This is a genomic window from Streptomyces sp. R44, from assembly GCF_041053105.1.
In the GTDB taxonomy this organism is placed as follows: Bacteria; Actinomycetota; Actinomycetes; order Streptomycetales; family Streptomycetaceae; genus Streptomyces.
Window position 1 is genome coordinate 977,144 of the sequence record NZ_CP163444.1, and the last position, 22,317, is coordinate 999,460.

Here is a 22,317-nt window from a genome sequence, read left to right on the forward strand (position 1 = left end):
ATGCTTCCGATCGACGCGGCGGCGCACAGCAGCCGCTGGCGCCGCCGTCATCCCGTGGAGAAGGCGCTCCTCGGCTTCGGTCTGACGCTGTGCGCGGTGAGTCTGCCGCCGTGGCCCGGCGCGCCGCTCGTGGCGGCGGCCACGCTCGCGGTGCTGCTCGGTCCCGCCGGTGTGCCGGGCCGTCAGTTGTGGCGGGCGTTCCGCATCCCGCTCGGCTTCTGCGTCACGGGGGCGGTACCGCTGCTCTTCGAGGTGGGCGGTACGCGGGGGCTCGTGGCCCTCGCGCCCGGCGGCCCCGTCCACGCGGGCGAGCTGCTCCTGCGCACCGCCTCGGCCTCGCTCGGGGTGCTGCTCTTCGCCTTCACGACACCGGTGTCCGACGTCCTGCCCCGGCTCGTCAAGGCCGGCGTGCCCGCCCCCGTGGTGGACGTGGCGCTCGTCATGTACCGGATCATCTTCCTGCTCCTCGACTCGCTGACGAAGATCCGGCAGGCGCAGGCGGCCCGGCTCGGGCACACCACCCGGGCCGCAACCTGGCGCTCGCTCGCCGGGCTCGGCGCGACGACCTTCGTGCGGGCCTTCGACCGGGCGCAGCGCCTGCAGTCGGGGCTCGCCGGGCGCGGTTACGACGGGACGCTGCGGGTCCTGGTGCCCGTCTGCGCGGTCTCCCGGCGGTTCCTCACGGCGACGGGCGTGCTCCTCCTGGGGCTCGTCGCCGTCACTCTCGTACTGGAAAGGTTCCTTCCGTGACGTCTCCGACGCCGACGACCCCCGTCGTGGAGCTGGTGAAGGCGGGTTTCGCCTACGAGGACGGGCCCGCGGTCCTGTCGGGCGTGGACTTCGCGGTGGCGGAGGGGCGTGCGATCGCGCTCCTCGGCCGCAACGGCAGCGGCAAGACGACGCTGCTGCGGCTGCTCAGCGGGGGGCTGCGGTGCGGGAGCGGGTCGCTGCTCCTGGACGGGGCGGAGGTGTCGTACGACCGGAAGGGGCTGACCCGGCTGCGGACGACGGTGCAGCTGGTCGTGCAGGATCCGGACGACCAGCTGTTCGCGGCCTCGGTCGGCCAGGACGTGTCGTTCGGCCCGATGAACCTGGGGCTGCCGGAGGAGGAGGTACGGCTACGGGTGCGGGAGGCCCTGGAGGCGCTGGACATCGTGGCCCTGGAGGACCGGCCGACGCATCTGCTGTCGTACGGGCAGCGGAAGCGGGCCGCGATCGCGGGCGCCGTCGCGATGCGCCCCCGGGTGCTGATCATGGACGAGCCGACGGCCGGGCTCGACCCGCACGGGCAGGAGCGGCTGCTCGACGCGCTCGAACGGCTCCGGGCGGGCGGGACGACGGTCGTGATGGCGACGCACGACGTGGACCTCGCGCTGCGCTGGGCCGACGAGGCGGCCGTGCTCTCCCCCGCCGGTCTGCGCACCGGCCCGGTCGCCGAGCTCCTGGCGGACGACGAGCTGCTGGCGGCGGCCCGGCTGCGCCGGCCCTGGGGCACTTCGGTGGCGCGCCTCCTGCGGGCCCACGGGCTGCTCGGCGAGGACGCGGCGGAGCCCCGGACCCCGGAGGACCTGGACGCATGGGCCGGGACGGTGGGGACGGGGACGGGGACGGCGGGGACGCGGACGGCGGGGGCCGGGACCGCAGGGGGCGGGACGGCGGGGGCCGGGACCGCAGGGGGTCCTCTCGTGCCGGCCCGGCAGGCTACCGAGTAGTAGACATCACTCCCGGATTCTTCTGCAACTAGTTGCAGAAGGTCCTCGCGGTCGCCTAGAACAGAGGTCGACGACCCCTGCGCGAGGAGACGCCCCCATGACCCCGTACCCGCACCTGCTGAGCCCGCTCGACCTCGGGTTCACCACCCTGCCCAACCGGGTGATCATGGGCTCGATGCACGTCGGCCTGGAGGAGACCGAGCACGGCTTCGAGCGCATGGCCGCCTTCTACGCCGAGCGAGCCCGGGGCGGCGTCGGCCTCATCGTCACCGGCGGCATCGCGCCCAACGAGGCCGGCCGCCCCTGGGACGGCGGGGCCAAGCTGACCACGGCCGAGGAGGTCGCCGAGCACCGGCTGATCACCGACGCCGTGCACGCCGAGGGCGGCCGGATCGCGATGCAGATCCTGCACTTCGGCCGGTACGCCTACCACCCGGGACTCGTCGGCCCCAGCCCGATCAAGGCGCCCATCAGCCCCTTCGTACCGAACGAGCTGTCCGACGCCGAGGTCGAGCAGACCGTCGAGGACTACGCGCGCTGCGCCGAGCTCGCCAAGGAGGCCGGCTACGACGGCGTCGAGGTGATGGGCTCCGAGGGCTACCTCATCAACGAGTTCATCGCCGCCGCCACCAACCGGCGCACCGACCGCTGGGGCGGCTCGTACGAGAACCGGGTCCGCTTCCCGCTGGAGATCGTCCGCCGGATCCGCGAGCGCGTCGGCGAGGACTTCATCCTCGTCTACCGCCTCTCCATGCTGGACCTCGTCCCCGGCGGCTCCACCCTGGAGGAGGTCGTCCAGCTCGCCAAGGAGATCGAAGCCGCCGGCGCGACCATCATCAACACCGGCATCGGCTGGCACGAGGCGCGCATCCCCACCATCGCCACCTCCGTGCCGCGCGGTGCCTACACCTGGGTGACGAAGAAGCTCATGGGCGCGGTCTCCGTGCCGCTCGTCACCTCCAACCGCATCAACACCCCCGAGGTCGCCGAGGAGATCCTCGCCGACGGCCGCGCCGACCTGGTGTCGCTGGCCCGCCCGTTCCTCGCGGACCCCGCCTTCGTCGCCAAGGCGACCGCCGGCCGCGCCGACACCATCAACACCTGCATCGGCTGCAACCAGGCGTGCCTCGACCACACCTTCAACCTGAAGATCACCTCCTGCCTGGTCAACCCGCGCGCCTGCCACGAGACCGAACTGGTCCTCTCCCCCACCCGCCTCGCCAAGCGCGTCGCGGTCGTCGGCGCGGGCCCCGCCGGTCTGGCCTGCGCGGTCTCCGCGGCCGAACGCGGCCACTCCGTCACCCTCTTCGACGGCGCCGCCGAGATCGGCGGCCAGCTGAACATCGCCAAGCGGGTCCCGGGCAAGGAGGAGTTCGACGAGACGCTGCGCTACTTCCGCGTCCAGCTCGCCGAGCACGGCATCGACGTCCGCCTGAACACGTACGTCTCCGCCGCCGACCTGGAGGGCTACGACGAGGTCGTCGTCGCCACCGGCGTCACCCCCCGCACCCCCGGCATCGCCGGCGAGGACCACCCGAGCGTTCTCAGCTACCTCGACGTGCTGCGCGACGGCGCGCCCGTCGGCGAGCGGGTCGCGATCATCGGCGCGGGCGGCATCGGCTTCGACGTCGCCGAGTTCCTCACCGACGGCGGCGAGGGCGCGAGCCAGGACCCCGAGACGTACTTCCGCCAGTGGGGCGTCGACACCTCGTACGAGAACCGTGGCGGACTGCGCGCGCCCGAGCGGAACGCGCCGCCGCGCCAGGTCCACCTGCTCCAGCGCAAGACCTCCAAGGTCGGCGCGGGCCTGGGCAAGACGACCGGCTGGATCCACCGCACCGAGCTCAAGCACCGCGGCGTCACCATGGTGGCCGGGGTGTCGTACGAGCGGATCGACGACGCGGGCCTGCACGTCACCATCGACGGCGAGGCGCAGCTCCTGCCGGTCGACACCATCGTGCTCTGCGCGGGGCAGGAACCCCGCCGCGACCTGTACGAGGAGCTGGTCGCCGCCGGCCGCCCGGTGCACCTCATCGGCGGTGCCGACGTCGCCGCCGAGCTGGACGCGAAGCGGGCGATCGACCAGGGCACGCGGCTCGCCGCCACCCTCTGACCGCCGTCCCGTGATCACCCTGGCCGGCCGAACCTAGGATGCGAGCATGTCCCTCCCGCACGCGATCCTCACCGCGCTGCTCGAAAAGCCGTCCTCCGGCCTCGAACTGACGCGCCGCTTCGACAAGTCGATCGGCTACTTCTGGTCGGCCACGCACCAGCAGATCTACCGCGAGCTCGGGAAACTGGAGCAGGCGGGGCACATCCGCGCCCTGCCCGCCCCGGTGCCCGCGCGGGGGCAGAAGAAGGAGTACGAGGTGCTGCCCGCGGGCCGGGCGGAGCTCACCGACTGGGTGGGCAGGGCGGAGGACCCGAAACCGCTCCGGTCGGCGCTGCTGCTGCGGATGCGGGCGGCGGCGATGGTGGGGGCGGCGGGGCTGCGGGCCGAACTGCGCCGCCATCTCGCTCTCCATCAGGCGCAGTTGGACGAGTACCTGCTGATCGAGGCGCGAGATTTCCCTGCGGAGCGCCGCCGGACGGAACCGGACCGGTTGCGGCATCTCGTGCTGCGGGGCGGGGTGGATCTGGAACGGTTCTGGGTGAGCTGGCTGACGAGCGCGCTGGCGGAACTGGGCGCGGAGGAGTAGGGCCGGCACGCTGGGCGGTGCCCTTCCGCCACCCGCCGTGTGGGCAATCGTTCCGCAGGGCGATGGGGGTCCCCCCTGCTCGAGCGAAGCCGAGAGCTTGGGGGAGGGTGGGCACACGGGACGGCGCCCTCTCGCGGCGCCTCCGCGTTCCGCGCCTGGACCCGCACCCCGAGCCGCGGCGCACATCCGGTGCGGGTTCAGGCGCGGAAGCCTCTGGCGCCGGCATCGGCGCCGTCCGGGCGGGTGGGCACCGCCCCAGCGGAACGATTGCCCACAACGGGGTGGGCGCCGGCGGAACGCCCGCCCACAACGGGGGACGCCCGCCGCCACGCCGCATCCCGTAGCAACCGCAGGCCGTTCAGGCCCACCAGGACCGTCGAGCCCTCGTGGCCCGCGACGCCCAGGGGGAGCGGGAGGTGGCCCGCGAGGTCCCACACGACGAGCGCGCCGATGCAGACGCCGGCGATCCACAGGTTCTGGACGACCAGGCGTCGGGCACGGCGCGAAAGGGCCACGACCGCCGGGATCGCGCGGAGTTCGTCGCGGACCACGACCGCGTCGGCGGTGTCCAGGGCGAGGTCGGAGCCGGCCCGGCCCATCGCGATGCCGGTGTGGGCGGCCGCGAGGGCCGGGGCGTCGTTGACGCCGTCGCCGACGAGCAGCACCCGAGCGCCCGCCCGCTCCCACTCCCGTACCGCCTCCGCCTTCTCGTGCGGCAGAAGACCGGCGCGGACGTCGTCGATCCCTGCCTCGGCGGCGATGCGCGCCGCCGCGCCCGCGTTGTCGCCCGTCAGCAGGGTGGGGGCGCGGCCGGTCAGTCGGGCCAGGGCCGCCACCGCCTCGGGGGCGCCGTCCCGGAGGCGGTCGGAGAGGTCGAGGACGGCGGCGACGGCGCCGTCGACGACGACCTCGACGGCCGTGTCGGCGTGGTGCCCGGCCGCCCGCCGGACCCGCACCTCGCGGCCGCCGACCACCGCCCGTACCCCTCGGCCCGGTTCCGCGTCGAACGCGCTCGCCTCGGGGATGTCCAGGCCGCGGGCGCGGGCCTCGGCCACCACGGCGCGGGCGAGGGGGTGTTCGCTGGGCAGCTCGGCCGCCGCGGCGAGGGCGAGGGCGGAGGCGTCGCCGTGGACGGCCGTCACCGTCGGGGTGCCTTCCGTGAGGGTGCCGGTCTTGTCGAGGGCCACCCGGTCGACCGCGCCGAGCCGTTCCATCACCACGGCCGACTTGACGAGGACGCCGTGGCGTCCGGCCGTGGCGATCGCGCAGAGCAGCGGCGGCATGGTGGCGAGGACCACGGCGCAGGGCGAGGCGACGATCATGAAGGTCATCGCGCGGAGGAGGGCCTCGGTGACGTCGGCGCCGAGGGCGACGGGAAGGCCGAAGAGGGCGAGGGTGGCGACGACGACGCCGACCGAGTAGCGCTGTTCGATCTTCTCGACGAAGAGCTGGGTGGGGGCCTTGGTGGCGCTCGCCTCCTCGACGAGGGCGACGATCCGGGCGATGACGGAGTCGGCCGCGTCCTTGTCGACGCGGACGCGGAGCGCCCCGGAGCCGTTGAGGGTGCCCGCGAAGACGGTGTCGCCGGCCGCCTTGGGGACGGGGAGCGGTTCGCCGGTGATGCTCGCCTGGTCGACGTCGCTCGTGCCGCGCAGGACGGTGCCGTCGGCGGGGAGCCGTTCCCCGGGCCGTACGAGGACGGTGTCGCCGACCGCGAGGTCGGCCGCCTCGACGGTCTCCTCGTGTGCGGAGTCCCCGGCGGTGAGCCGGACCGCGGTGGCGGGGGCGAGGTCGAGGAGGCCGCGGACGGAGTCGGCGGTGCGGCGGGTGGCGAGGGCCTCCAGGGCGCCGGACACGGCGAAGATGACGATGAGGAGCCCGCCGTCGAGGTACTGACCGATGGCGGCGGCACCGAGCGCGGCGACCACCATCAGCAGGTCGACGTCGAGGGAGCGTTCGCGCAGCGCCTGGAGCCCCGCGCAGGCGGGTTCCCAGCCTCCGGCGGCGTAGCAGATCGCGTAGAGCGGGCCCAGGAGCCAGGCCGGGGCGCCGGCCAGGTCGAGCGGGAGGGCGGCGAGGAAGGCCAGGGCGGCGAGGGCCGCCCAGCGCACCTCGGGCAGGGTCGTGGCCCGGGTGCGGTGGGTCGGCGCCGGTGTGCGGACGGAGGCCGGGGCCTGGGGGGTGGCGAGCTCCGGGAGGGCCATGGGAGGGACACCTCTTTCGAGGGCGGCGGGGAGGAGGGTCACCACCATACTCGAATACATGAAGAGGTCTTCACATATTGACATACGAGCGCCGCTACGATGAGCGCATGGGACACGGAGCGAACGGCGAGACCACCCCCGCAGCCCACCTGGACGCCGAGTCCGCGGCCACCATCGCCGCCACCCTCCAGGCCCTCGCCACCCCGTCCCGGCTGATGATCCTCACCACGCTCCGCCAGGGCCCGTGCGGCGTCACCGAACTGGCCTCCGCCGTCGGGATGGAGCAGTCCGCCGTCTCCCACCAGCTCCGGCTGCTCCGGGCGCTGGGTCTGGTCACCGGCGTCCGGCAAGGGCGGCGCATCGAGTACAGCCTGTACGACAACCACGTCGCCCAGCTCCTCGACGAGGCCGTCTACCACATCGAGCACCTGAGGCTCGGGGCGCGCGACGGCGCCCGCGACGCGGCCCGCACCGACGTGGATACTGGTCAGTTGTAGTTCCACGACACGAAAGGGCGGGTATGGCCGACGACTTGGGGCACCGCGCGACACGTCACGCGGTGGTCATCGGGGGAAGTCTCGCTGGGCTGCTGGCGGCTCGGGTGCTCGCCGAGCACGCCGAGAAGGTGACGGTCGTCGAGCGCGACCGCTTCCCGGAGGGGCCCGAGGCGCGGCCCGGCGTCCCGCAGGGCCGGCACCTCCACGTCCTCATCGCGGGCGGGCAGCAGGCCTTCGACGAGCTGCTCCCCGGCTTCATGAAGGAGCTCGGCGAGCTCGGCGCCCCCAAGGTGGGCGTCCCGGAGGACATGGTCCAGTGGCAGAACGGCAAGTGGTTCCGCCGGACGCCCGCGAGCGCGCACTTCTACTCGGGCGCACGCCCGCAGCTGGAGTGGCTGGTGCGGCAGCGGGTGTTCGCCGACCCGCGCATCGAACTGGTCGAGGGCCACGAGACGGTGGGCCTGACCGGTGACTCCTCGCGCGTGCGCGGCGTACGGCTGCGTGAGCGCGGCGCGGGCGCCGAGAAGGAGACCCGGGTCCTGGAGGCCGATCTGGTCGTGGACGCGTCCGGGCGCTCCACCAGGTCCGCGGACTGGCTGGCCGGGATCGGCGCCGAGGCGCCGCACGAGGAGACCATCGACACCGGTCTCGCGTACGGCACGCGGGTCTACCGCGCCCCGGCCGGGGTCCTGGGCAGCGACGCCATGGGCTACTTCATCGTGCCCAACCCCGAGCAGGAGTACGGGGCCGTCGTGCTGCCCGTCGGCGACGGCACCCACCTCGTCACCCTCTCGGGGCTGCGCGGCAACGAACCGCCGACCGAGGAGGGGGCGTTCGAGGAGTACGCCCGGCGGATGCCGCACTCCGTGATCAGCGACTGGCTGGCGGAGGCGGAGCCGGTGTCCCCGGTGTACGGCTTCCGCAGGACCGCCAACATCCGGCGCCGGTACGACCGTCCGGGCCGCCGCCCGGCCGGTTTCCTCGCCACCGGCGACGCGCTGTGCGCCTTCAACCCGATCTACGGGCAGGGCATGGCCGTCGCCGCGCTCACCGCCCTCGCGCTGCGCCGGGCGCTGGCCGACCCGAAGCGCACGCCCACCACGTGGAACGTGCAGAAGGCACTGCTCGCGGCCTCGCAGCAGGCCTGGGACATCTCGACGGGCGCCGACAAGAAGATGCCCGGCGCCGTCGGCGGCGGGGCCGCTCCCGGCGCCCTGGACAAGGCGGTCGGCTGGTACCTGAGCCGGGTGCAGGAGCGCGCCGCGGGCGACCCGGTCGTCGGCATCCCCTTCCGCAGGGCGCTCACCCTCACCGCCCCGATGACGGCGCTGTTCGCCCCCGCGGTGGCACGGGCGGTCCTCTTCGGGCCGGTCCACGAGACCCCGGCCGAGCCGCCGCTGCGCCGCGACGCGTAGAGCCGTACGGGTGACGGCGGCCTCGCGGCGCGTTCAGGCGCCCGGGGCCGCCGTCACCATGCCGGCGGCTATGGCCGCGCCGAGGGCCGCGTAGTCGTCGGCGTTCTGCCCGGCGTAGGCGAGCGCGAAGTCGGCCACCGCGCGGTCGAAGACGTCCGAGCCGCCGAGGTAGGCGGCGATGGCGATCCGGTCGCCGGTGCGGGCGTGCGCGCGGGCCAGGGCGCGGCCGCAGAGCCGCGCGTAGTCCCGCAGGGTGGCCGGGGACATGGTCTCCACCTCTGCGGAGCCCTTCATGTCGCGCAGCTGCCGCCAGTAGAAGTGGCGCTGTTCGGGTCCGGTCATCCAGCCGAGGAAGATGTCGCTCGCGGCCTGGATGAGCCGCTGTCCGCAGACGACGCGGTGGCCCTGGTGGGGGTAGGAGGACGGCGCCAGATACGGTTCGAGGGCGGAGCGGCCGGCTTCCTTGATCTGGAGGATGAGGGGGTCGCCGTCGTCCCGGCCTTCGAGGAGGAGCACGAAGCAGCGGGTGCCGACGCTGCCGACTCCGACGACCTTCCGTGCGGCCTCGACGTAGTGGTAGCGGTCGAGGAGGACGCGGCGCTCCTCGGGGAGGGAGCTGCGGTAGTCGCTGAAGATCTTGCCGAGGGTGGCCCGGTCGATGTCCGTGACGCGTTCGAGGAGCGGCGGGTCGTCGACGATGTGCCGGTTCCCGGCCTCGTCCCGCTCGGTGAGCTTGCCGAGGGCCTGGAGGCTGGTGCGGCGGCGGGCGCCGGCGAGCCGTTTGGTGAGGCGGGCGCGGTCCTGGCCGCGTACGACGTGAAGGATGTCGTCGGCGGAGATCCGCTCGTACCAGACCTCCAGCTCCCCCAGGTCGGCGAGGCGGCGCATGGCCGTGCGGTACGCCTCGACGGCGACGAGCGCCGCGCGGTGGGCCTTGGGCTTGGCGCTGCCGTTCTGGAGGGCGGCGACGGTGACGCTGGCGGCGAGCCTCTTGACGTCCCATTCGAAGGGGCCGGGGAGGGTCTCGTCGAAGTCGTTCACGTCGAAGAGGAGCGTCCGTTCGGGTGAGGCGTACACCCCGAAGTTGAGCAGATGGGCGTCGCCGCAGAGCTGCACGGTGAGCCCGGTGTGGCGCTGGGCGCCGAGGTCGGCGGCCATGACGCCGGCCGCGCCGCGCAGGAAGGCGAAGGGGGAGACCGCCATCCTGCCGTACCGGAGGGGGACGAGGTCGGGCAGCCGGTCCTGGGACTCGCGCTCCAGGACGTCCAGCGGGGCGGGGCGCTGTGAGCTGGGTATCCAGCGCCCGTGGGAGGAGCGGGGGACGCGCTTGCGGGCCGCCCGGCCCCTCGCGGCCCGTTCCGAAGGAGTCGTCATCCGGCCTCACCCGCTTCTGTCCGCAGCCGTGCCACCGGCCCGTCACCTGTGACCTCATTACAAGGCGCCTCGCTCGTTTCGGCCACTCTGCCGGACCGGTCTGGCGAAATGGTTTAGACCAATGATAGGAATTGATCACCCAGGGGCCCCCTGCTGTCACGCTGAGCAAAGAGAGGGTTGATCATGGCCGAGCCCGAATCCGGGGCGGCGGCGGAAGTGCCGCTCTATCTCCGGGTCGCCGCCGCCCTGCGCGAGGACCTCGCCCAGCGGCGCATCTCCCCCGGCAGCCGGCTCCCTTCGGAGCGATCGCTTTCCCAGCGCTACCACGTCAACCGGCAGACCGTCCGCAGCGCTCTCCAACTCCTCAGGGAGGAACGGCTCGTGGTCACCGACCGGCGCGGCACCTTCGCCGCCGCCGACTCGTCCGCGTCCGAGCCGGCCGCGCCCGCCCTGACGGCCCGCCGGCCGACGTTTCCCGGGGGGCCGCGGGCGGCGGAGGCGCTGGTGCGGGCCTCGCTGACCTGGGAGCCGCCGCCCGCTCCCCTGGCGGCCCGGCTCCTGCTCACTCCCGGCGAGCCGACGCTGGTCCACCGGCACACGGTGCTCGGGCCGCAGGGGGCGGCGCTGCAGCGGGCGGTGTCGTGGTTCTCCCGGCCGGCTCTCGCCGAGATCCCCCAGCTCTCCCGGTACCGGCGGGCCAGGGACTGCCGCCAACAGCCGGACCTGCGGCTCCTCTACCACTGGATGCACCAGGCGGGGCTGCGGATCACCCACCGGGAGTCGGTCGGCGTCCCGCCGGGCCCCGCCACGACGACGCAGGGCGGTGCGGCCCGGCTGGTCGTCCACCGGGTCGTCAGCGACCAGCACGGGCACGCCCTGGAGATCACCGACATCGACTTCTCGGCCCAGTCGGCGGCCTGGACCTACGAGTTCAGCGCCTGACGGCGCTCCGGCTCCCGTCCGGGACGAGGACGGGAGCCGGGCGAGCCCGGCAGGATCCGAAAGACAGGCCCCAGTGGTCAGATGATGCCCTCGGAGATCTCCGCCTCCTCGCGGGCGCTTCCGTACGTGGTCGGCGTGCCGTACGAGCGGCGGGCGACGTACCACCAGACGCTGGCGAGGACGAGCACGACGGCGAGCGCGATGACGGCGTAGTTCATGGTGTCGACGTTCACCGGGGACTTCTGCGGCAGGCAGAAGAGGACGGTCACGAGCGCCACCCAGACGACGGCGGTCCAGCCGACCGGCCTGCTCCAGCGGCCGAGGCTCCACGGGCCGGGCACGAAGCGGTTCCCGGCGCGCAGCCGCAGGTAGATCGGGATGGCGTACGCGGGGGTGATGCCGATGACGTTGATCGCGGTGACGGCGCCGTAGGCCGTGGCCGAGTACAGCGAGGGGACGGCGAGCAGCGCGGCCACGGCGACCGCGAGCCAGACGGCGGGGACGGGCGTCTGGGTGCTGCTGTTGACCTTGCGCCAGAGCGAGGAGCCGGGAAGGGCGTTGTCGCGGCTGAAGGCGAAGACCATGCGGCTGGCGGCGGCCACCTCGGCGTTGCCGCAGAAGAGCTGGGCGACGATCACCACGAGCAGCAGGGCGGCGGCGCCGCCGGAGCCGAGCGCGTCCAGGAAGATCTGGGCGGGCGGGACGCCGGTGGCGCTGTTCTGCGTGGCCGCGTAGTCCTGGATCGCGAAGGTGAGTCCGGCGAGGAGCGCGAAGCCGGCGAGCCAGGAGACCCAGATGGCCCGGACGATGCCCTTGGCTGCGGTGACGGAGGCGTTGGAGGTCTCTTCGGAGAGGTGGGCCGACGCGTCGTAGCCGGAGAAGGTGTACTGGGCGAGGAGCAGGCCGATAGCGGCGACGTAGAACGGGTTGGCCCAGCCGGTGTCGTTGACGAACTCGGTGAAGACGAACTCGACGGACTGGTGCCGGTCGGGGACGAACGCGAGCGCGCCGACGATGACCGCGACGCCGATCAGGTGCCACCAGACGCTGACCGAGTTGAGGACGCTGACGAGCCGCACGCCGAAGAGGTTGAGCCCGGCGTGGAGCAGCAGGATCGCGAGGAAGATGAGGAAGGTGGAGCCCGGGGTGGGCACGAAGCCCCACTGGAGGTTGAGGAAGGCTCCGGTGAAGAGGGCGGCGCCGTAGTCGATGCCGGCGATGGCGCCGAGCAGGCCGAGCAGGTTCAGCCAGCCGGTGTACCAGCCCCAGCGGCGCCCGCCGAGCCGGTCCGCCATGTAGTAGAGGGCGCCGGAGGTCGGGTAGGCGCTGGTGACCTCGGCGAGGGCGAGGCCGACGCACAGGACGAAGAGGCCGACGCCGACCCAGCCCCACAGCATGACGGCGGGGCCGCCGGTGCCCAGGCCGAAGCCGTAGAGGGTCATGCAGCCGGAGAGGACGGAGATGACCGAGAAGCTGATCGCGAAGTTGCCGAAGCCGTCCATGCGGCGGGCGAGGACGGGCTGGTAGCCGAGCTCTCTCAGTCTCGCCTCCTCGTCCTGGGAAGGTGGCTCGTGTGTCGTGTCGATCGGGGCTTCGGTGCGGGACATGGGGACCTCCGGGGACGGGGGGGGGGCGGGGGGGGGGGGGTGGAAGCTCGGGGGCGCGGGGGGGCGCGGCGGGCGTGTCAGCCGCCGAGACAGCGGGCGCGGGCGCGCAGGAAGACTTCTTCGGCGAGGGCGCGGTCGTCCGGGTGAGCGGTGCGGTAGGCCCAGGGGAGGGTCGTGTAGTACGGGCCGAGGGCCTCGAAGACCCGGGCGGCGTCGGCGAAGCGGAGGGCGCCGAAGAGGGCGTGCGCCAGGTGGTTGAGGTCGAGCAGGGAGGCCTCGTCGGTGGCGCAGAAGAGGAACCAGGTGTCCAGGGCGCGCTGGGCGTCGCGTACGGCGTCCTCGGCGACCCAGTGCAGGTCGAGGGCGCGCTCGTGGCCCCGCTCGCGCCGGTAGCGCTCGACGCGGACGTAGAGCGGGAGGGCGTGCAGGGCGGAGCCGACGGGTGCCGAACTGGCGGCCCAGTAGCAGTAGTTGACGGCCTCGGACAGGGGTCCGGAGTGCCGGGAGTAGACGAACTGGAGCATGCGGTGGTGCGCCTCGCGGTTGTGCGGGTCGCGCTTCTCCACCTCGGCGAGCAGACCCCAGGGGCCGGGCGGCAGCATGGGCGCGGGCGGGGTCAGCCGGTGCTCGGCCATGCGCTGGCGCGCGTCGAGGGAGGCGAGGGCGAGCAGGCCGACCCAGGGCACGGGATCGGCGGGCGAGCGCTCGGAGGCGTCGCGGCAGGCGGTCCAGGCCTCCTGCCAGAGTTCCCGGGTCCGGGCGTGGCCGGAGCGGTGGGCGCGTACGGCCCGCTCGACGGCGACCCGGCTGTGCATCACGGTGGCGGCGAGGCTCTCGGGCTGCTCGGCCCGCCAGGCGGGGACGACGTCACTGCCCGCGGCGACGGCGGCGAGGACCTGGGTGCGCCGGGTCCAGGCCTCCCAGTCGGAGGTCTCGTCGAGCAGCCTGGCCATGGACACCCAGCGGCCGGTGCGTAAGTCCTGGACGGCGTTGCGCAGGGCGTGGTCGTGGCCGGCGGGGTGGTAGACGGGCCGGAATCCGTGTCCGGCCATCAGGGGGTGGGGCGTGGTGTGGATGACATGGGTCCTCGGTGGATGGAGGGGGTGGTCAGTCCCCCGGCGGGCGTCCCGGCCGTTGATCGGCGATCACTATAGAGGGCTCTGGACGCGACCGGTCCACTTTCTTTTGCGACGGTAACTATTAGGCCAAAGACCGAATTTGACTTACTGTCAGGTACGTCAGGAGACCTGACGTGCTCGGCCGCGGAGGCTTGACGAAGCCCCCGGGCGGCGGCACCCTGACCCTTTTCGGTGATCGGATGATCACGGAGCGGTCGAACGACGGGAGCAGCGGGATGACGGGCGGAGCGGTACTCGCCGTCGACCAGGGAACGTCCGGCACGAAGGCCCTCGTCCTCTGCCCCGAGCGCGGAGTCCTCGGCACCGGGACGGCCCCCGTCCGGCCCCGCCACCTCCCCGGCGGCCTGGTGGAGGTCGACCCGCGTGAGTTGTACGACTCGGTGGTCACGGCCGGCCGCGCGGCGCTCGCCGAGGCGGACACGCCCGTGGTCGCCGTGGGCCTCGCCAACCAGGGCGAGACGGTGCTCGCCTGGGACCCCGCCACCGGGGAACCGCTCACCGACGCCCTCGTCTGGCAGGACCGCAGGGCGGCCTCCGTCTGCGCCGGGCTCGACGCCCACGCCGAGGAGCTGCGCCGCATCAGCGGGCTTCCGCTCGACCCGTACTTCGCGGCGCCCAAGATGGCCTGGATCCGCCGCCACGCCGCCGGCGCCGGTGTGGTCACCACCAGCGACGCGTGGCTCGTCCACCGGCTCACCGGCGCGTTCGTCACCGACGCGGCCACCGCCGGACGCACCGGGCTCCTCGACCTCGACACGCTCGCCTGGTCGGAGACCGCCCTCGACCTGTACGGACTCGGCGGCGAGGCACTCCCCCGCGTCGTGGACTGCGACGCCCCGGTCGGCACCACGACCGCGTTCGGCCCCGCGCTGCCGCTGACCGGGCTCATGGTGGACCAGCAGGCGGCGCTGCTCACCCAGAGCGCCGACGACCCGGCCGCCGCCAAGTGCACCTACGGCACCGGCGCCTTCCTCCTCGCGCAGACCGGCCACGAGCCCCGGCGCGCCTCGTCCGGACTGGTCAGCTGCGTGGCCTGGCGGCTCGGCGGGCGCGTCACCCACTGCCTCGACGGCCAGGTGTACACGGTCGCCTCGGCCGTCCGCTGGCTCACCGACCTGGGCGTGATCGCCGGGGCCGGGGAGCTCGACACGGTCGGCGGGGGCGTGCCGGACGCGGGCGGCGTCACCTTCGTCCCGGCGTTCGCGGGACTCGCCGCGCCGTGGTGGCGGGGGGACGTGCGCGGCTCGCTCACCGGCCTCGGCCTCGACACCGGGCCCGGCCATCTGGTGCGCGCCCTGTGCGAGGGCGTCGCCGCCCAGGTCGTGGAGCTGGCCGCGGCCACCGCCGCGGACCGGGGGGCGCCGCTGACGGCGCTGCGCGCCGACGGCGGGCTCACCCGTTCGGCCCTGCTCATGCAGACCCAGGCCGATCTGCTGCAACTCCCCGTCGAGGTCGCCTCGTTGCCGGACGCCACGGCCCTCGGGGTCGGCGCGGCCGCCCGGCTCGGCCACCACCCGGGGCTCACCCTCCGCGAGGCCGTACCGGAGTGGAAGCCGTCGGCCGTGTACGAGCCCCGGATCTCGGCCGACGAGGCGGCGGAACGCCTGGGACGCTTCCGTACGGAGGTGGCGGCGCTGGTGGAGCGGTCGGGAGGCGCGGCCCGCGCGGGGGACGACGCCGGCGGCGGGGCCGCATGAGCGTCACGCGGACCGGGCCGCTCCCCGCCGGGGAGGCCGCGGAGTACGACGTCGTGGTCGTCGGCGCGGGGGTCGTCGGTTCCGCGATCGCCCGCGCCCTGGCCCGTCACCCGCTGCGCATCGCGCTCGTGGAGGCGGCCGACGACGTCGGCGACGGCACCTCGAAGGCCAACACGGCGATCCTCCACACCGGTTTCGACGCCGCGCCCGGCACCCTGGAGGCCCGCCTCGTGCGCGAGGGACACCGGCTGCTCACCGCGTACGCGCGCGAGGCCGGCATCCCCGTGGAGCCGCTGGGCGCGCTGCTCGTCGCCTGGAACGAGGAACAACGGGCGACGCTCCCCCGCCTCGCGGAGAAGGCCGAGCGCAACGGCCACCGCACCACCCGCCTCCTGACGCCCACCGAACTCGCCGCTCGTGAACCGCACGTGGGGCCGGGCGCCCTGGGTGCGCTGGAAGTGCCGGGCGAGTCGGTGATCTGCCCGTGGACGACCACCCTCGCGTACGCCACGCAGGCCGTCCGCTCCGGGGTGGACCTGCATCTCGACTGCCGGGTGGAGAAGGTGCGTCCGGGCGATCCGTACCACCGGCTCGTCACCCGGCGCGGGGTGCTCCGGGCCCGCCACCTCGTCAACGCCTGCGGTCTGCACGCGGACGCCTTCGACGCGCTCGTCGGCCGGGAGGACTTCACCGTCACCCCGCGCCGGGGCCAGCTGCTCGTCTTCGACAAGTTCGCCCGCGACCTCGTCCGCCACATCCTGCTGCCCGTACCCGGGCCGCTCGGCAAGGGCGTGCTCATCTCGCCGACGGTGTACGGGAACGTCATGCTCGGGCCCACCGCCGAGGACCTGGACGACAAGACCGCCACGGGCACCACGGAGGAGGGGCTCGCCGGCCTGCGCGAACAGGGCGGCCGGATCCTCCCCGCGCTGCTCGACGAGGAGGTCACCGCCGTCTACGCGGGGCTGCGGGCCGCCACCGGCCAGGAGGACTACCGGATCGCCGCCCATCCGGAGCTGCGGTACGTGACGGTGGGCGGGATCCGCTCCACCGGGCTCACCGCCTCCCTGGCCATCGCCGAGCACGTCCTCGGCCTCCTCGCGGACTGCGGCCTCGATCCGGGGCCGGCCCGTCCGCTCGCCCCGGTCCGGATGCCGAACCTCGGCGAGTCCTTCCCCCGCCCGTACCGCGACGCCGGACTCATCGCGCGGGACCCGGAGTTCGGGTCGATCGTCTGTCACTGCGAGCGGGTCACCCGGGGCGAGATCCGGGCCGCGCTCGCCTCCACGATCCCGCCCGGCGGCCTCGACGGGCTGCGGCGCAGGACGCGCGCCCGCGGCGGCCGCTGCCAGGGGAACCACTGCGGCGCCGAGGTGCGGGCCCTGTTCGAGGAGCGACCGTACGGGGAGGGGGCACGGTGAACCGAACGGTCGACGTCCTCGTCGTGGGCGCGGGACCCGCCGGGCTCGCCGCGGCCGCCCGGCTCGCGGCGGCCGGTGCGGGCCGCGTCGAGGTCCTGGAGCGGGAGGCGACGGCGGGCGGGGTGCCGCGCCACTGCTCCCGGCCGGGGTTCGGCGCGGACGCCCGCGGGCGCGCCCTGGACGGCCCGGCGTACGCGCGGCGCGCGCTGCGGGAGGCCCTGCGGGCGGGCGCGGTCGTCCGCACCGGCGTCTCGGCCACCGGCTGGGCGGGGCCCCTCACCCTGGACGTCACCGCCCCGACCGGCCTCGAACGCGTCCGGGCCCGGGCGGTGGTCCTCGCCACGGGGGCCCGCGAACGGCCCCGCAGCGCCCGGCTCGTGCCGGGCACACGGCCCGCCGGAGTGCTGACCACGGGCGAACTCCAGCGGACCCTCGCGCGGTTCGGGCCGCGCCGGGAGTCCGTCGGGCGGCGGGCGGTGGTCGTCGGCGGCGACCCGGTGGCCCGGGGCGCGGTGCGGACGCTGCGGGCGGCGGGGGTGGCGGTGACGGCCGTCGTCACCGGTCCGCCCTCCCCCGCGGTCGCCTTCGCGGGGGTCCCGGTCCTCGTCGGCACGGTCGTGACGGAGCTGCTCGGACGCGGCCGGCTGACCGGGGTCGCGGTGCGGGGCCCGGACGGGCGGACGGCCGTGCTGCGCTGCGACACGGTGGTCTTCTCCGGCGACTGGATCCCGGAGCACGAGCTCGTCCGTGCCCGCGGCCTCCCCCTCGCCCCGGGCACCCGGGGCCCCGTGACGGACCATGGCTACCGCACCACCGAGCCCGGGGTCTTCGCCGTCGGCAATCTGCTGCGCGGCGTGGAGCCCGCGCTCGTGGCCGCCGCCGAGGGGCGCGCGGCGGCGCGGGCGGTGCTCGAACGGCTCGGCGGCGCTCCCTGGCCGGCCGCCGGGGTGCCCGTGACGGCGACGGCCCCGCTGCGGTGGGTGACGCCCGGTCTCCTCGGCCCGGAGACCGGCCCCTTGCTCCTCCGTCCGGAACGGCGGCTCGTGCGGCCGGTCCTGACCGTCGCCCAGAACGGCGTCACGCTGCGGCGGGAGCGGCTGGGCGGGACGCTCGTCCCGTGGCGGTCGGTGCGGCTCGGGGAGCAGTGGACCGCCGGCCTGGACCCGGCGGGCGGACCGGTGACGGTCGACGCCGAGGAGTAGCGGCGGGACCACGCGCGCGGGGGGCTGCGGCGGCCGGGCCCTTCGGACACACTGGTGCGCATGCCGGACAAGCGCAGCGCGGGTCTTCTGGTCTTCCGCCGTACGACCGACGGTGGCGTCGAGGTCCTCATCGGTCACATGGGCGGGCCCTTCTGGGCCTCCCGCGAGGAGTCGGCCTGGTCGATCCCCAAGGGGGAGTACGAACCCGACGAGGCTCCCGAGGCCGCCGCCGCCCGGGAGTTCCTGGAGGAGCTGGGTCTCCCGGCCCCGGACGGCGAGTGGTTCGCCCTCGGCGAGTCCCGCCAGCGGAACGGAAAGCTCGTCACCGTGTGGGCCGTCGAGGGCGATCTCGACCCGGCCGAGGTGGTGCCGGGGACCTTCGTCATGGAGTGGCCGCCCCGGTCCGGGATCCGGGAGGAGTTCCCGGAGATCGACCGGGTCGGCTGGTTCGCCCCGGAGGCCGCCGCTCCGCTGCTCGTCTCCGGCCAGCGGGTCTTCCTTGAACGGCTGTCGGACCACCTCGACGGGCGGGCCTGAGCCCGATTGTCAGACCCGTACGAGAGGGTGGTGAGCGCCGAACTGTCGAGAGGGAGCCCGACATGACCACGATCACCGCCAGCGAGCGCGCGGCCGCCCAGGCGTACCTGCGGCTGCTCGAATCCACTCAGGCCGTGCTGACCGACCCGCAGCTCGCCCCGTACGCCGGGGTGATGCTCACCCATCCGATGGCGGAGGCGGACGAGGCGCTGCGCGCCGCGGGTCTCGCGGGGAACGAGGACCGGCTGCTGCGCCTCGTCTCCTCCCTGCGCGCCTCCCCCGCGACCGCCTGGGGGCGCACCGGTTGACGCGGCGGGCCCCCGGGGCCGGCCCCCGGGCCCGGGGGCCGCTCTTCGGCGCCGGTGGCGTCAGACGCCCGGGCGGACGGGGAGGGCCCGGACGCTGTTGCCGACGAAGCCGGAGTGACGGGTCAGCTCGGTCTCCGGGACCGCCAGGTCCAGGTCGGGGAAGCGGGTGAAGAGCGCCTCCAGGGCGATCGCGGCCTCCATCCGGGCGAGCGGGGCGCCCAGGCAGTAGTGGGGGCCGTGCCCCAGCGAGAGGTGCTTCACCGTCGCGGCGCGGGTGATGTCGAAGCGGTCGGCGTCCGGGCCGTGGACCTTCGTGTCGCGGCCCGCCGCCGAGTATCCGGCGAGGACGGGGGTGCCCTTCGGGATGACCGTGCCGTCGACCGTCAGGTCGCGGGTGGGGTAGCGGAAGGGGAAGTAGCTGACCGGGCTGTCCCAGCGGAGGGTCTCCTCCACCACGTCGGCCCAGTCGGCGCGGCCCTCGGTGACCAGGGCCAGCTGGTCGCGGTGGGCGCAGAGCGCCCGGACCGCGTTGGTGACGAGGTTCAGGGTGGTCTCGTGGCCCGCGATGATCATCAGGAGCAGGGTGCCGATGAGCTCTGGCTGGCTGAGCCGGTCGCCGCCCTCGTCACGGGCGGCGATGAGGGCGCTGGTGAGGTCGTCGCCGGGGGCGGCGGCCTTGGCGGCGGCGATGGAGGCCAGGAGCTCGACGAGTTCGCGGTTGGCGGCGACCGCCCGGGCGGGCTCGGTGTCGGTGGCGACGACCAGGCTGGAGAGGTGGTGCAGCCGGTCCTGGTGCGCCGGGTCGACGCCGAGGAGTTCGCAGATGACGCCGAGGGGCAGCGGAAGCGCGTAGTGGCGGCGGAGATCGGCGACGCCGTCGCCGGCGCGGGCGGCCTCGGCGAGTCCGTCGAGGAGTCCGGCGGTGACCGTCTCGACGCGCGGGCGGAGCTCCTCGACCCGGCGGGCGGTGAAGGCGCTGCTGACCAGGGTGCGCAGCCGGCGGTGGTCGGCTCCGTCGGCGGTGATCATGCCGGGCACGGTGGCGAAGGTCAGCAGCGGCCAGCCCTCGGGTATGCGGCCCTCGGCGAGGGCGGTGAAGTGCTGGGGTCCCTTGGCGACGTCGGGGTGCGAGAGGAAGTCGCGGAGCGCGTCGTGGCCGAGCACCGCCATGCCCTCGATCTCGCCGGGCAGGACCACCGGGGCCACCGCGCCCTCGGCGAGCAGCCGGGCGTTCGCCGCGTGCGGGCAGCCGCCCGCGGGGTCCATGCGGTACGGCGGGCGGCCGGCGGCGGGGGTGGTGGTGTGCGGTGTGTTCAAGGAAGGGCTCCTGACTGCGGATGCGGGCCGTCGCGGACACGTGCGGGCTCTGTGCGGGCCCTGGCAGGCCCGTGCGGGCCGTTGACGGCCGTTGGGGGGCCGCTGCGGGCCCCTGCCGGCCGTTTCGGCACGTGAGTGGTCAGATCCTACGGTCAACCCCGCTCCGTTCGTACGGAGTTGTCCGGCGCTCTGCGCTCGTCCCGGCCGCCGCGGCCGAGGAGTTCGGCGAGGCCGCGGCGGGTGGCGGCCACCACGACCCGGTCCCCGACCCCGAGCAGCCGCTCCGGCCGCAGGCGCCAGCCCTCGCCGGAGCCGGCCGCGCGTCCGTCGAGGGCGATGACCCGCCAGGCGCCCGGGCGGAAGGCCTCGGCGACCGTGCGGCCGTCCAGGAGCGGGTGGTCGGCGACGTCCACGGCGGCGAAGAGGAGGACCCGGCGCTCGACGGGAACGGCGCCGAAGACCTGGCGGCCCATCATGGCGCCCGCGAAGGCCGGTGCGGCGAGGTGGGAGACGCTGCGGCTCCGGGTGAGGGCCCCGGGGTGGGCGGTGCGCAGGGTGCGGAAGACGGCGGTGGCGAAGTCGTCGTCGTACAGGCGCAGCACGACCCGCAGGTCGGGCGTGACGGCTCGGGCGGAGAGCGCGGCCTCCAGGTTGGTGATGTCCACGCTGGTCAGGGCGAGGAGCGCGTGGGCGCGGTGGATGCGGGCCGCCTCCAGGACGCCTTCCTCGGTGACGTCGCCGATGACGGTGGGGACGCGCAGCCGGCGGGCGACCGCGATGCCCCGGGCCTCCGGGTCGGATTCGACGCACACCACCGGGATGTTCAGTCGGCGGAGCCGGGCGAGGACGCGGGTGCCGACCTTGCCGAGCCCGAGGAGGACGACGTGGCCGGAGAGTCCGCGCGGCGGACGGCGCAGGGTGGTCGCGGTGCGGAAGGTGCCGAGGCCTTCGAGGAGGGCGGCGACGATCACCGGCAGCAGGAGCAGGCCGACGAACCCGGCGAGGATCTGGAGCAGCTGGCGGCTGGTCGGTTCGCCGACGGCCGGGTCGCCGATGGCGAAGATGTCGAGGAGCGTCAGATAGGCGGCGTGCAGCGGGTGGTCGCCTGTGGTGAAGGTGGAGGCGAGGGCGAGCGCCAGGACGGCGGCGACGGCGCCCGCGAGGGACCAGCGCAGCCGGCGGGAGAAGAGCGAGGCGACGGGCAGCGCGGAGGCGGCGAGCCGGCCCGCCGGCAGGGCCGGGCCCGCCGGGGTGACCGCTTCGAGGGTGACGGCGGCCCGTCCGGTGGCGGCGGCCACCGTCCGGTCGTCCGGCAGGAGCCGCGGGCCCGCGTCCCCGCTGTGCTCGGAGCCCTCGCAGCCGGCGGGGTCGCCGGCGGTGGCGGAGAGCAGGGCGAGCGTGCAGAGCCCGGGGTCGGGTGCCTGGCCCGCGACGGGCGGCCGGTCGACGGCGTGCAGCAGCAGTCCCCCGGCCTGGACCACCTTGCTGGTGCCCGCGACGGCGGCCGCGGCCAGGCCGGGGGCGGCGGTGTCGACGTCGGACAGGACCGTGGTGGCGGCGTCGAGCTTCTCGGGATCGAGACCGGGTTCGGCGACGGCCGCGGCCTGGTCGAGGAGCGTTTCCAGGTGCTGGCCGAGCTTGCGGTTGTAGAGCCGGATCACCAGGCGGAGCCGGGGGTTGAGGCGGCGGGCGGTGAGCGCGGCCCGGATGTTGGTCTCGTCGTCCTCGTGGACGAGGGCGAGGGCTGAGGCGCGCTCCGCCCCGGCGTCCCTCAGGGCCCGGTCGTCCGCCTCCGCCGACTCGACGACCCGCAGGGTGCCGGTCGGTTCGGCGCCGTCCTCCGAGGGCGCCGCCGGAGCTCCGGTCCCGGTGGTGCGGGTGACGGCGGCGGTGACCCGCCCGAAGAGGGCGAGGGCCCGGCCGGTGCGGCCGGCGGGTGTGCGGGGTGTGTCGGGCAGCGCCGGCACCAGGAGGGTGACCTGCTCCCCGTACACCTCGTGGAGCTCGCGCGCGAGGCGGTGGGCGAGGGCGTCGTCGCCACACACGATCATGTGCCCGACGGGGGCCGTGCGGGACTGCCGGTCGGTCCGGAGCGCGGGCGCGCCGAAGGGACCGGCGGGGCCGGGAACGGACCGGGCCGCCGGCTCGGCGGGGGCCGCGGCGGGGGTCCCGTCCGGAACGGCGTTGCTCTGATGCGGGTATGAGGGCACGTCACAAGGATGCCCTGCGCCACCGACAGCGGGTCC

Annotated in this window: 18 protein-coding genes; 12 read left to right on the plus strand and 6 right to left on the minus strand. The window is 74.8% G+C overall.

All coding sequences use genetic code 11. From position 1 onward, the window contains the following. From cbiQ to AB5J54_RS04725, 4 genes are all read left to right on the plus strand, one after another. Nucleotides 1–750 carry a cobalt ECF transporter T component CbiQ gene (gene cbiQ, locus AB5J54_RS04710; protein WP_369142609.1) on the plus strand — a complete coding sequence of 250 codons (750 nt, stop codon included), beginning with the start codon at nt 1–3 and terminating at the stop codon, nt 748–750. Continuing rightward, nucleotides 747–1,712, plus strand: coding sequence for an ATP-binding cassette domain-containing protein (locus AB5J54_RS04715; RefSeq protein WP_369142610.1), 966 nt, complete (start codon nt 747–749; stop codon nt 1,710–1,712). The genes cbiQ and AB5J54_RS04715 overlap by 4 nt, the downstream gene beginning before the upstream one ends. Before the next feature lie 97 nt (nt 1,713–1,809). Next, a complete protein-coding gene (locus AB5J54_RS04720; protein ID WP_369142611.1) occupies nt 1,810–3,825 on the plus strand; it encodes an FAD-dependent oxidoreductase in 2,016 nt (671 codons plus the stop codon). 46 nt (nt 3,826–3,871) lie between these two features. Further along, nucleotides 3,872–4,411: a PadR family transcriptional regulator gene (locus tag AB5J54_RS04725; protein ID WP_369142612.1), complete on the plus strand. Its 540-nt coding sequence runs from the start codon at nt 3,872–3,874 to the stop codon at nt 4,409–4,411. 197 nt (nt 4,412–4,608) lie between these two features. Here AB5J54_RS04725 and AB5J54_RS04730 read toward each other — a convergent pair whose 3' ends face one another. Further along, complete coding sequence (locus AB5J54_RS04730) at nt 4,609–6,615, minus strand: heavy metal translocating P-type ATPase (RefSeq protein ID WP_369142613.1); 2,007 nt, start codon at nt 6,613–6,615, stop codon at nt 4,609–4,611. Nucleotides 6,616–6,722: 107 nt separating this feature from the next. Between AB5J54_RS04730 and AB5J54_RS04735 the strand changes: the two genes are divergently transcribed. Both AB5J54_RS04735 and AB5J54_RS04740 read left to right on the plus strand, forming a co-directional pair. Then, nucleotides 6,723–7,112 carry an ArsR/SmtB family transcription factor gene (locus tag AB5J54_RS04735; RefSeq protein ID WP_369142614.1) on the plus strand — a complete coding sequence of 130 codons (390 nt, stop codon included), beginning with the start codon at nt 6,723–6,725 and terminating at the stop codon, nt 7,110–7,112. 23 nt (nt 7,113–7,135) lie between these two features. Beyond that, entirely contained in the window at nt 7,136–8,527 is a 1,392-nt protein-coding gene (locus AB5J54_RS04740; RefSeq protein ID WP_369142615.1) for an FAD-dependent oxidoreductase, read from the plus strand. A gap of 33 nt (nt 8,528–8,560) precedes the next feature. Here the strand turns inward: AB5J54_RS04740 and AB5J54_RS04745 are convergent, their stop codons facing one another. After that, complete coding sequence (locus AB5J54_RS04745; protein ID WP_369142616.1) at nt 8,561–9,901, minus strand: DUF2252 domain-containing protein; 1,341 nt, start codon at nt 9,899–9,901, stop codon at nt 8,561–8,563. Between the two features lie 183 nt (nt 9,902–10,084). Between AB5J54_RS04745 and AB5J54_RS04750 the strand changes: the two genes are divergently transcribed. Continuing rightward, nucleotides 10,085–10,843, plus strand: a complete 759-nt coding sequence (locus AB5J54_RS04750) for a GntR family transcriptional regulator (protein ID WP_369142617.1) — start codon at nt 10,085–10,087, stop codon at nt 10,841–10,843. A gap of 77 nt (nt 10,844–10,920) precedes the next feature. On the opposite strand, the gene AB5J54_RS04755 is transcribed toward AB5J54_RS04750, so the two are convergent. Both AB5J54_RS04755 and AB5J54_RS04760 read right to left on the minus strand, forming a co-directional pair. After that, the gene (locus tag AB5J54_RS04755; protein WP_369142618.1) at nt 10,921–12,450 is read right to left on the minus strand and encodes an amino acid permease; all 1,530 of its coding nucleotides are present in this window, start codon (nt 12,448–12,450) and stop codon (nt 10,921–10,923) included. 77 nt (nt 12,451–12,527) lie between these two features. Then, a complete protein-coding gene (locus AB5J54_RS04760) occupies nt 12,528–13,502 on the minus strand; it encodes a hypothetical protein (protein ID WP_369142619.1) in 975 nt (324 codons plus the stop codon). A 302-nt stretch (nt 13,503–13,804) separates the two neighbouring features. Here AB5J54_RS04760 and AB5J54_RS04765 point away from each other — a divergent pair, with 302 nt between their 5' ends. The 5 genes from AB5J54_RS04765 (at nt 13,805) to AB5J54_RS04785 (ending at nt 18,754) form a co-directional block, all read left to right on the plus strand. After that, nucleotides 13,805–15,286 carry an FGGY family carbohydrate kinase gene (locus AB5J54_RS04765; protein WP_369149219.1) on the plus strand — a complete coding sequence of 494 codons (1,482 nt, stop codon included), beginning with the start codon at nt 13,805–13,807 and terminating at the stop codon, nt 15,284–15,286. Further along, a complete protein-coding gene (locus AB5J54_RS04770; RefSeq protein ID WP_369142620.1) occupies nt 15,283–16,707 on the plus strand; it encodes an FAD-dependent oxidoreductase in 1,425 nt (474 codons plus the stop codon). The genes AB5J54_RS04765 and AB5J54_RS04770 overlap by 4 nt, the downstream gene beginning before the upstream one ends. Then, entirely contained in the window at nt 16,704–17,909 is a 1,206-nt protein-coding gene (locus tag AB5J54_RS04775; protein WP_369142621.1) for an FAD-dependent oxidoreductase, read from the plus strand. The genes AB5J54_RS04770 and AB5J54_RS04775 overlap by 4 nt, the downstream gene beginning before the upstream one ends. Before the next feature lie 60 nt (nt 17,910–17,969). Then, nucleotides 17,970–18,446 (plus strand): NUDIX domain-containing protein, encoded by a 477-nt coding sequence (locus tag AB5J54_RS04780; RefSeq protein WP_369142622.1) that lies wholly within the window; start codon nt 17,970–17,972, stop codon nt 18,444–18,446. A 62-nt stretch (nt 18,447–18,508) separates the two neighbouring features. Further along, a complete protein-coding gene (locus tag AB5J54_RS04785; RefSeq protein WP_189806716.1) occupies nt 18,509–18,754 on the plus strand; it encodes a hypothetical protein in 246 nt (81 codons plus the stop codon). Nucleotides 18,755–18,814: 60 nt separating this feature from the next. Here the strand turns inward: AB5J54_RS04785 and AB5J54_RS04790 are convergent, their stop codons facing one another. After that, entirely contained in the window at nt 18,815–20,020 is a 1,206-nt protein-coding gene (locus AB5J54_RS04790) for a cytochrome P450 (protein ID WP_369149220.1), read from the minus strand. A 203-nt stretch (nt 20,021–20,223) separates the two neighbouring features. Continuing rightward, complete coding sequence (locus tag AB5J54_RS04795) at nt 20,224–22,122, minus strand: NAD-binding protein (RefSeq protein ID WP_369149221.1); 1,899 nt, start codon at nt 22,120–22,122, stop codon at nt 20,224–20,226. Nucleotides 22,123–22,317: the final 195 nt, after the last annotated feature.

Bases quoted from the DNA above. Each gene is read 5' to 3' on its own strand.
- cbiQ (WP_369142609.1), top strand. From the start codon at position 1: ATGCTTCCGATCGACGCGGCGGCGCACAGCAGCCGCTGGCGCCGCCGT.
- AB5J54_RS04720 (WP_369142611.1), top strand. From the start codon at position 1,810: ATGACCCCGTACCCGCACCTGCTGAGCCCGCTCGACCTCGGGTTCACC.
- AB5J54_RS04725 (WP_369142612.1), top strand. From the start codon at position 3,872: ATGTCCCTCCCGCACGCGATCCTCACCGCGCTGCTCGAAAAGCCGTCC.
- AB5J54_RS04730 (WP_369142613.1), bottom strand. From the start codon at position 6,615: ATGGCCCTCCCGGAGCTCGCCACCCCCCAGGCCCCGGCCTCCGTCCGC.
- AB5J54_RS04735 (WP_369142614.1), top strand. From the start codon at position 6,723: ATGGGACACGGAGCGAACGGCGAGACCACCCCCGCAGCCCACCTGGAC.
- AB5J54_RS04740 (WP_369142615.1), top strand. From the start codon at position 7,136: ATGGCCGACGACTTGGGGCACCGCGCGACACGTCACGCGGTGGTCATC.
- AB5J54_RS04745 (WP_369142616.1), bottom strand. From the start codon at position 9,901: ATGACGACTCCTTCGGAACGGGCCGCGAGGGGCCGGGCGGCCCGCAAG.
- AB5J54_RS04750 (WP_369142617.1), top strand. From the start codon at position 10,085: ATGGCCGAGCCCGAATCCGGGGCGGCGGCGGAAGTGCCGCTCTATCTC.
- AB5J54_RS04755 (WP_369142618.1), bottom strand. From the start codon at position 12,450: ATGTCCCGCACCGAAGCCCCGATCGACACGACACACGAGCCACCTTCC.
- AB5J54_RS04760 (WP_369142619.1), bottom strand. From the start codon at position 13,502: ATGGCCGGACACGGATTCCGGCCCGTCTACCACCCCGCCGGCCACGAC.
- AB5J54_RS04765 (WP_369149219.1), top strand. From the start codon at position 13,805: ATGACGGGCGGAGCGGTACTCGCCGTCGACCAGGGAACGTCCGGCACG.
- AB5J54_RS04770 (WP_369142620.1), top strand. From the start codon at position 15,283: ATGAGCGTCACGCGGACCGGGCCGCTCCCCGCCGGGGAGGCCGCGGAG.
- AB5J54_RS04780 (WP_369142622.1), top strand. From the start codon at position 17,970: ATGCCGGACAAGCGCAGCGCGGGTCTTCTGGTCTTCCGCCGTACGACC.
- AB5J54_RS04785 (WP_189806716.1), top strand. From the start codon at position 18,509: ATGACCACGATCACCGCCAGCGAGCGCGCGGCCGCCCAGGCGTACCTG.
- AB5J54_RS04790 (WP_369149220.1), bottom strand. From the start codon at position 20,020: ATGGACCCCGCGGGCGGCTGCCCGCACGCGGCGAACGCCCGGCTGCTC.
- AB5J54_RS04795 (WP_369149221.1), bottom strand. From the start codon at position 22,122: ATGATCGTGTGTGGCGACGACGCCCTCGCCCACCGCCTCGCGCGCGAG.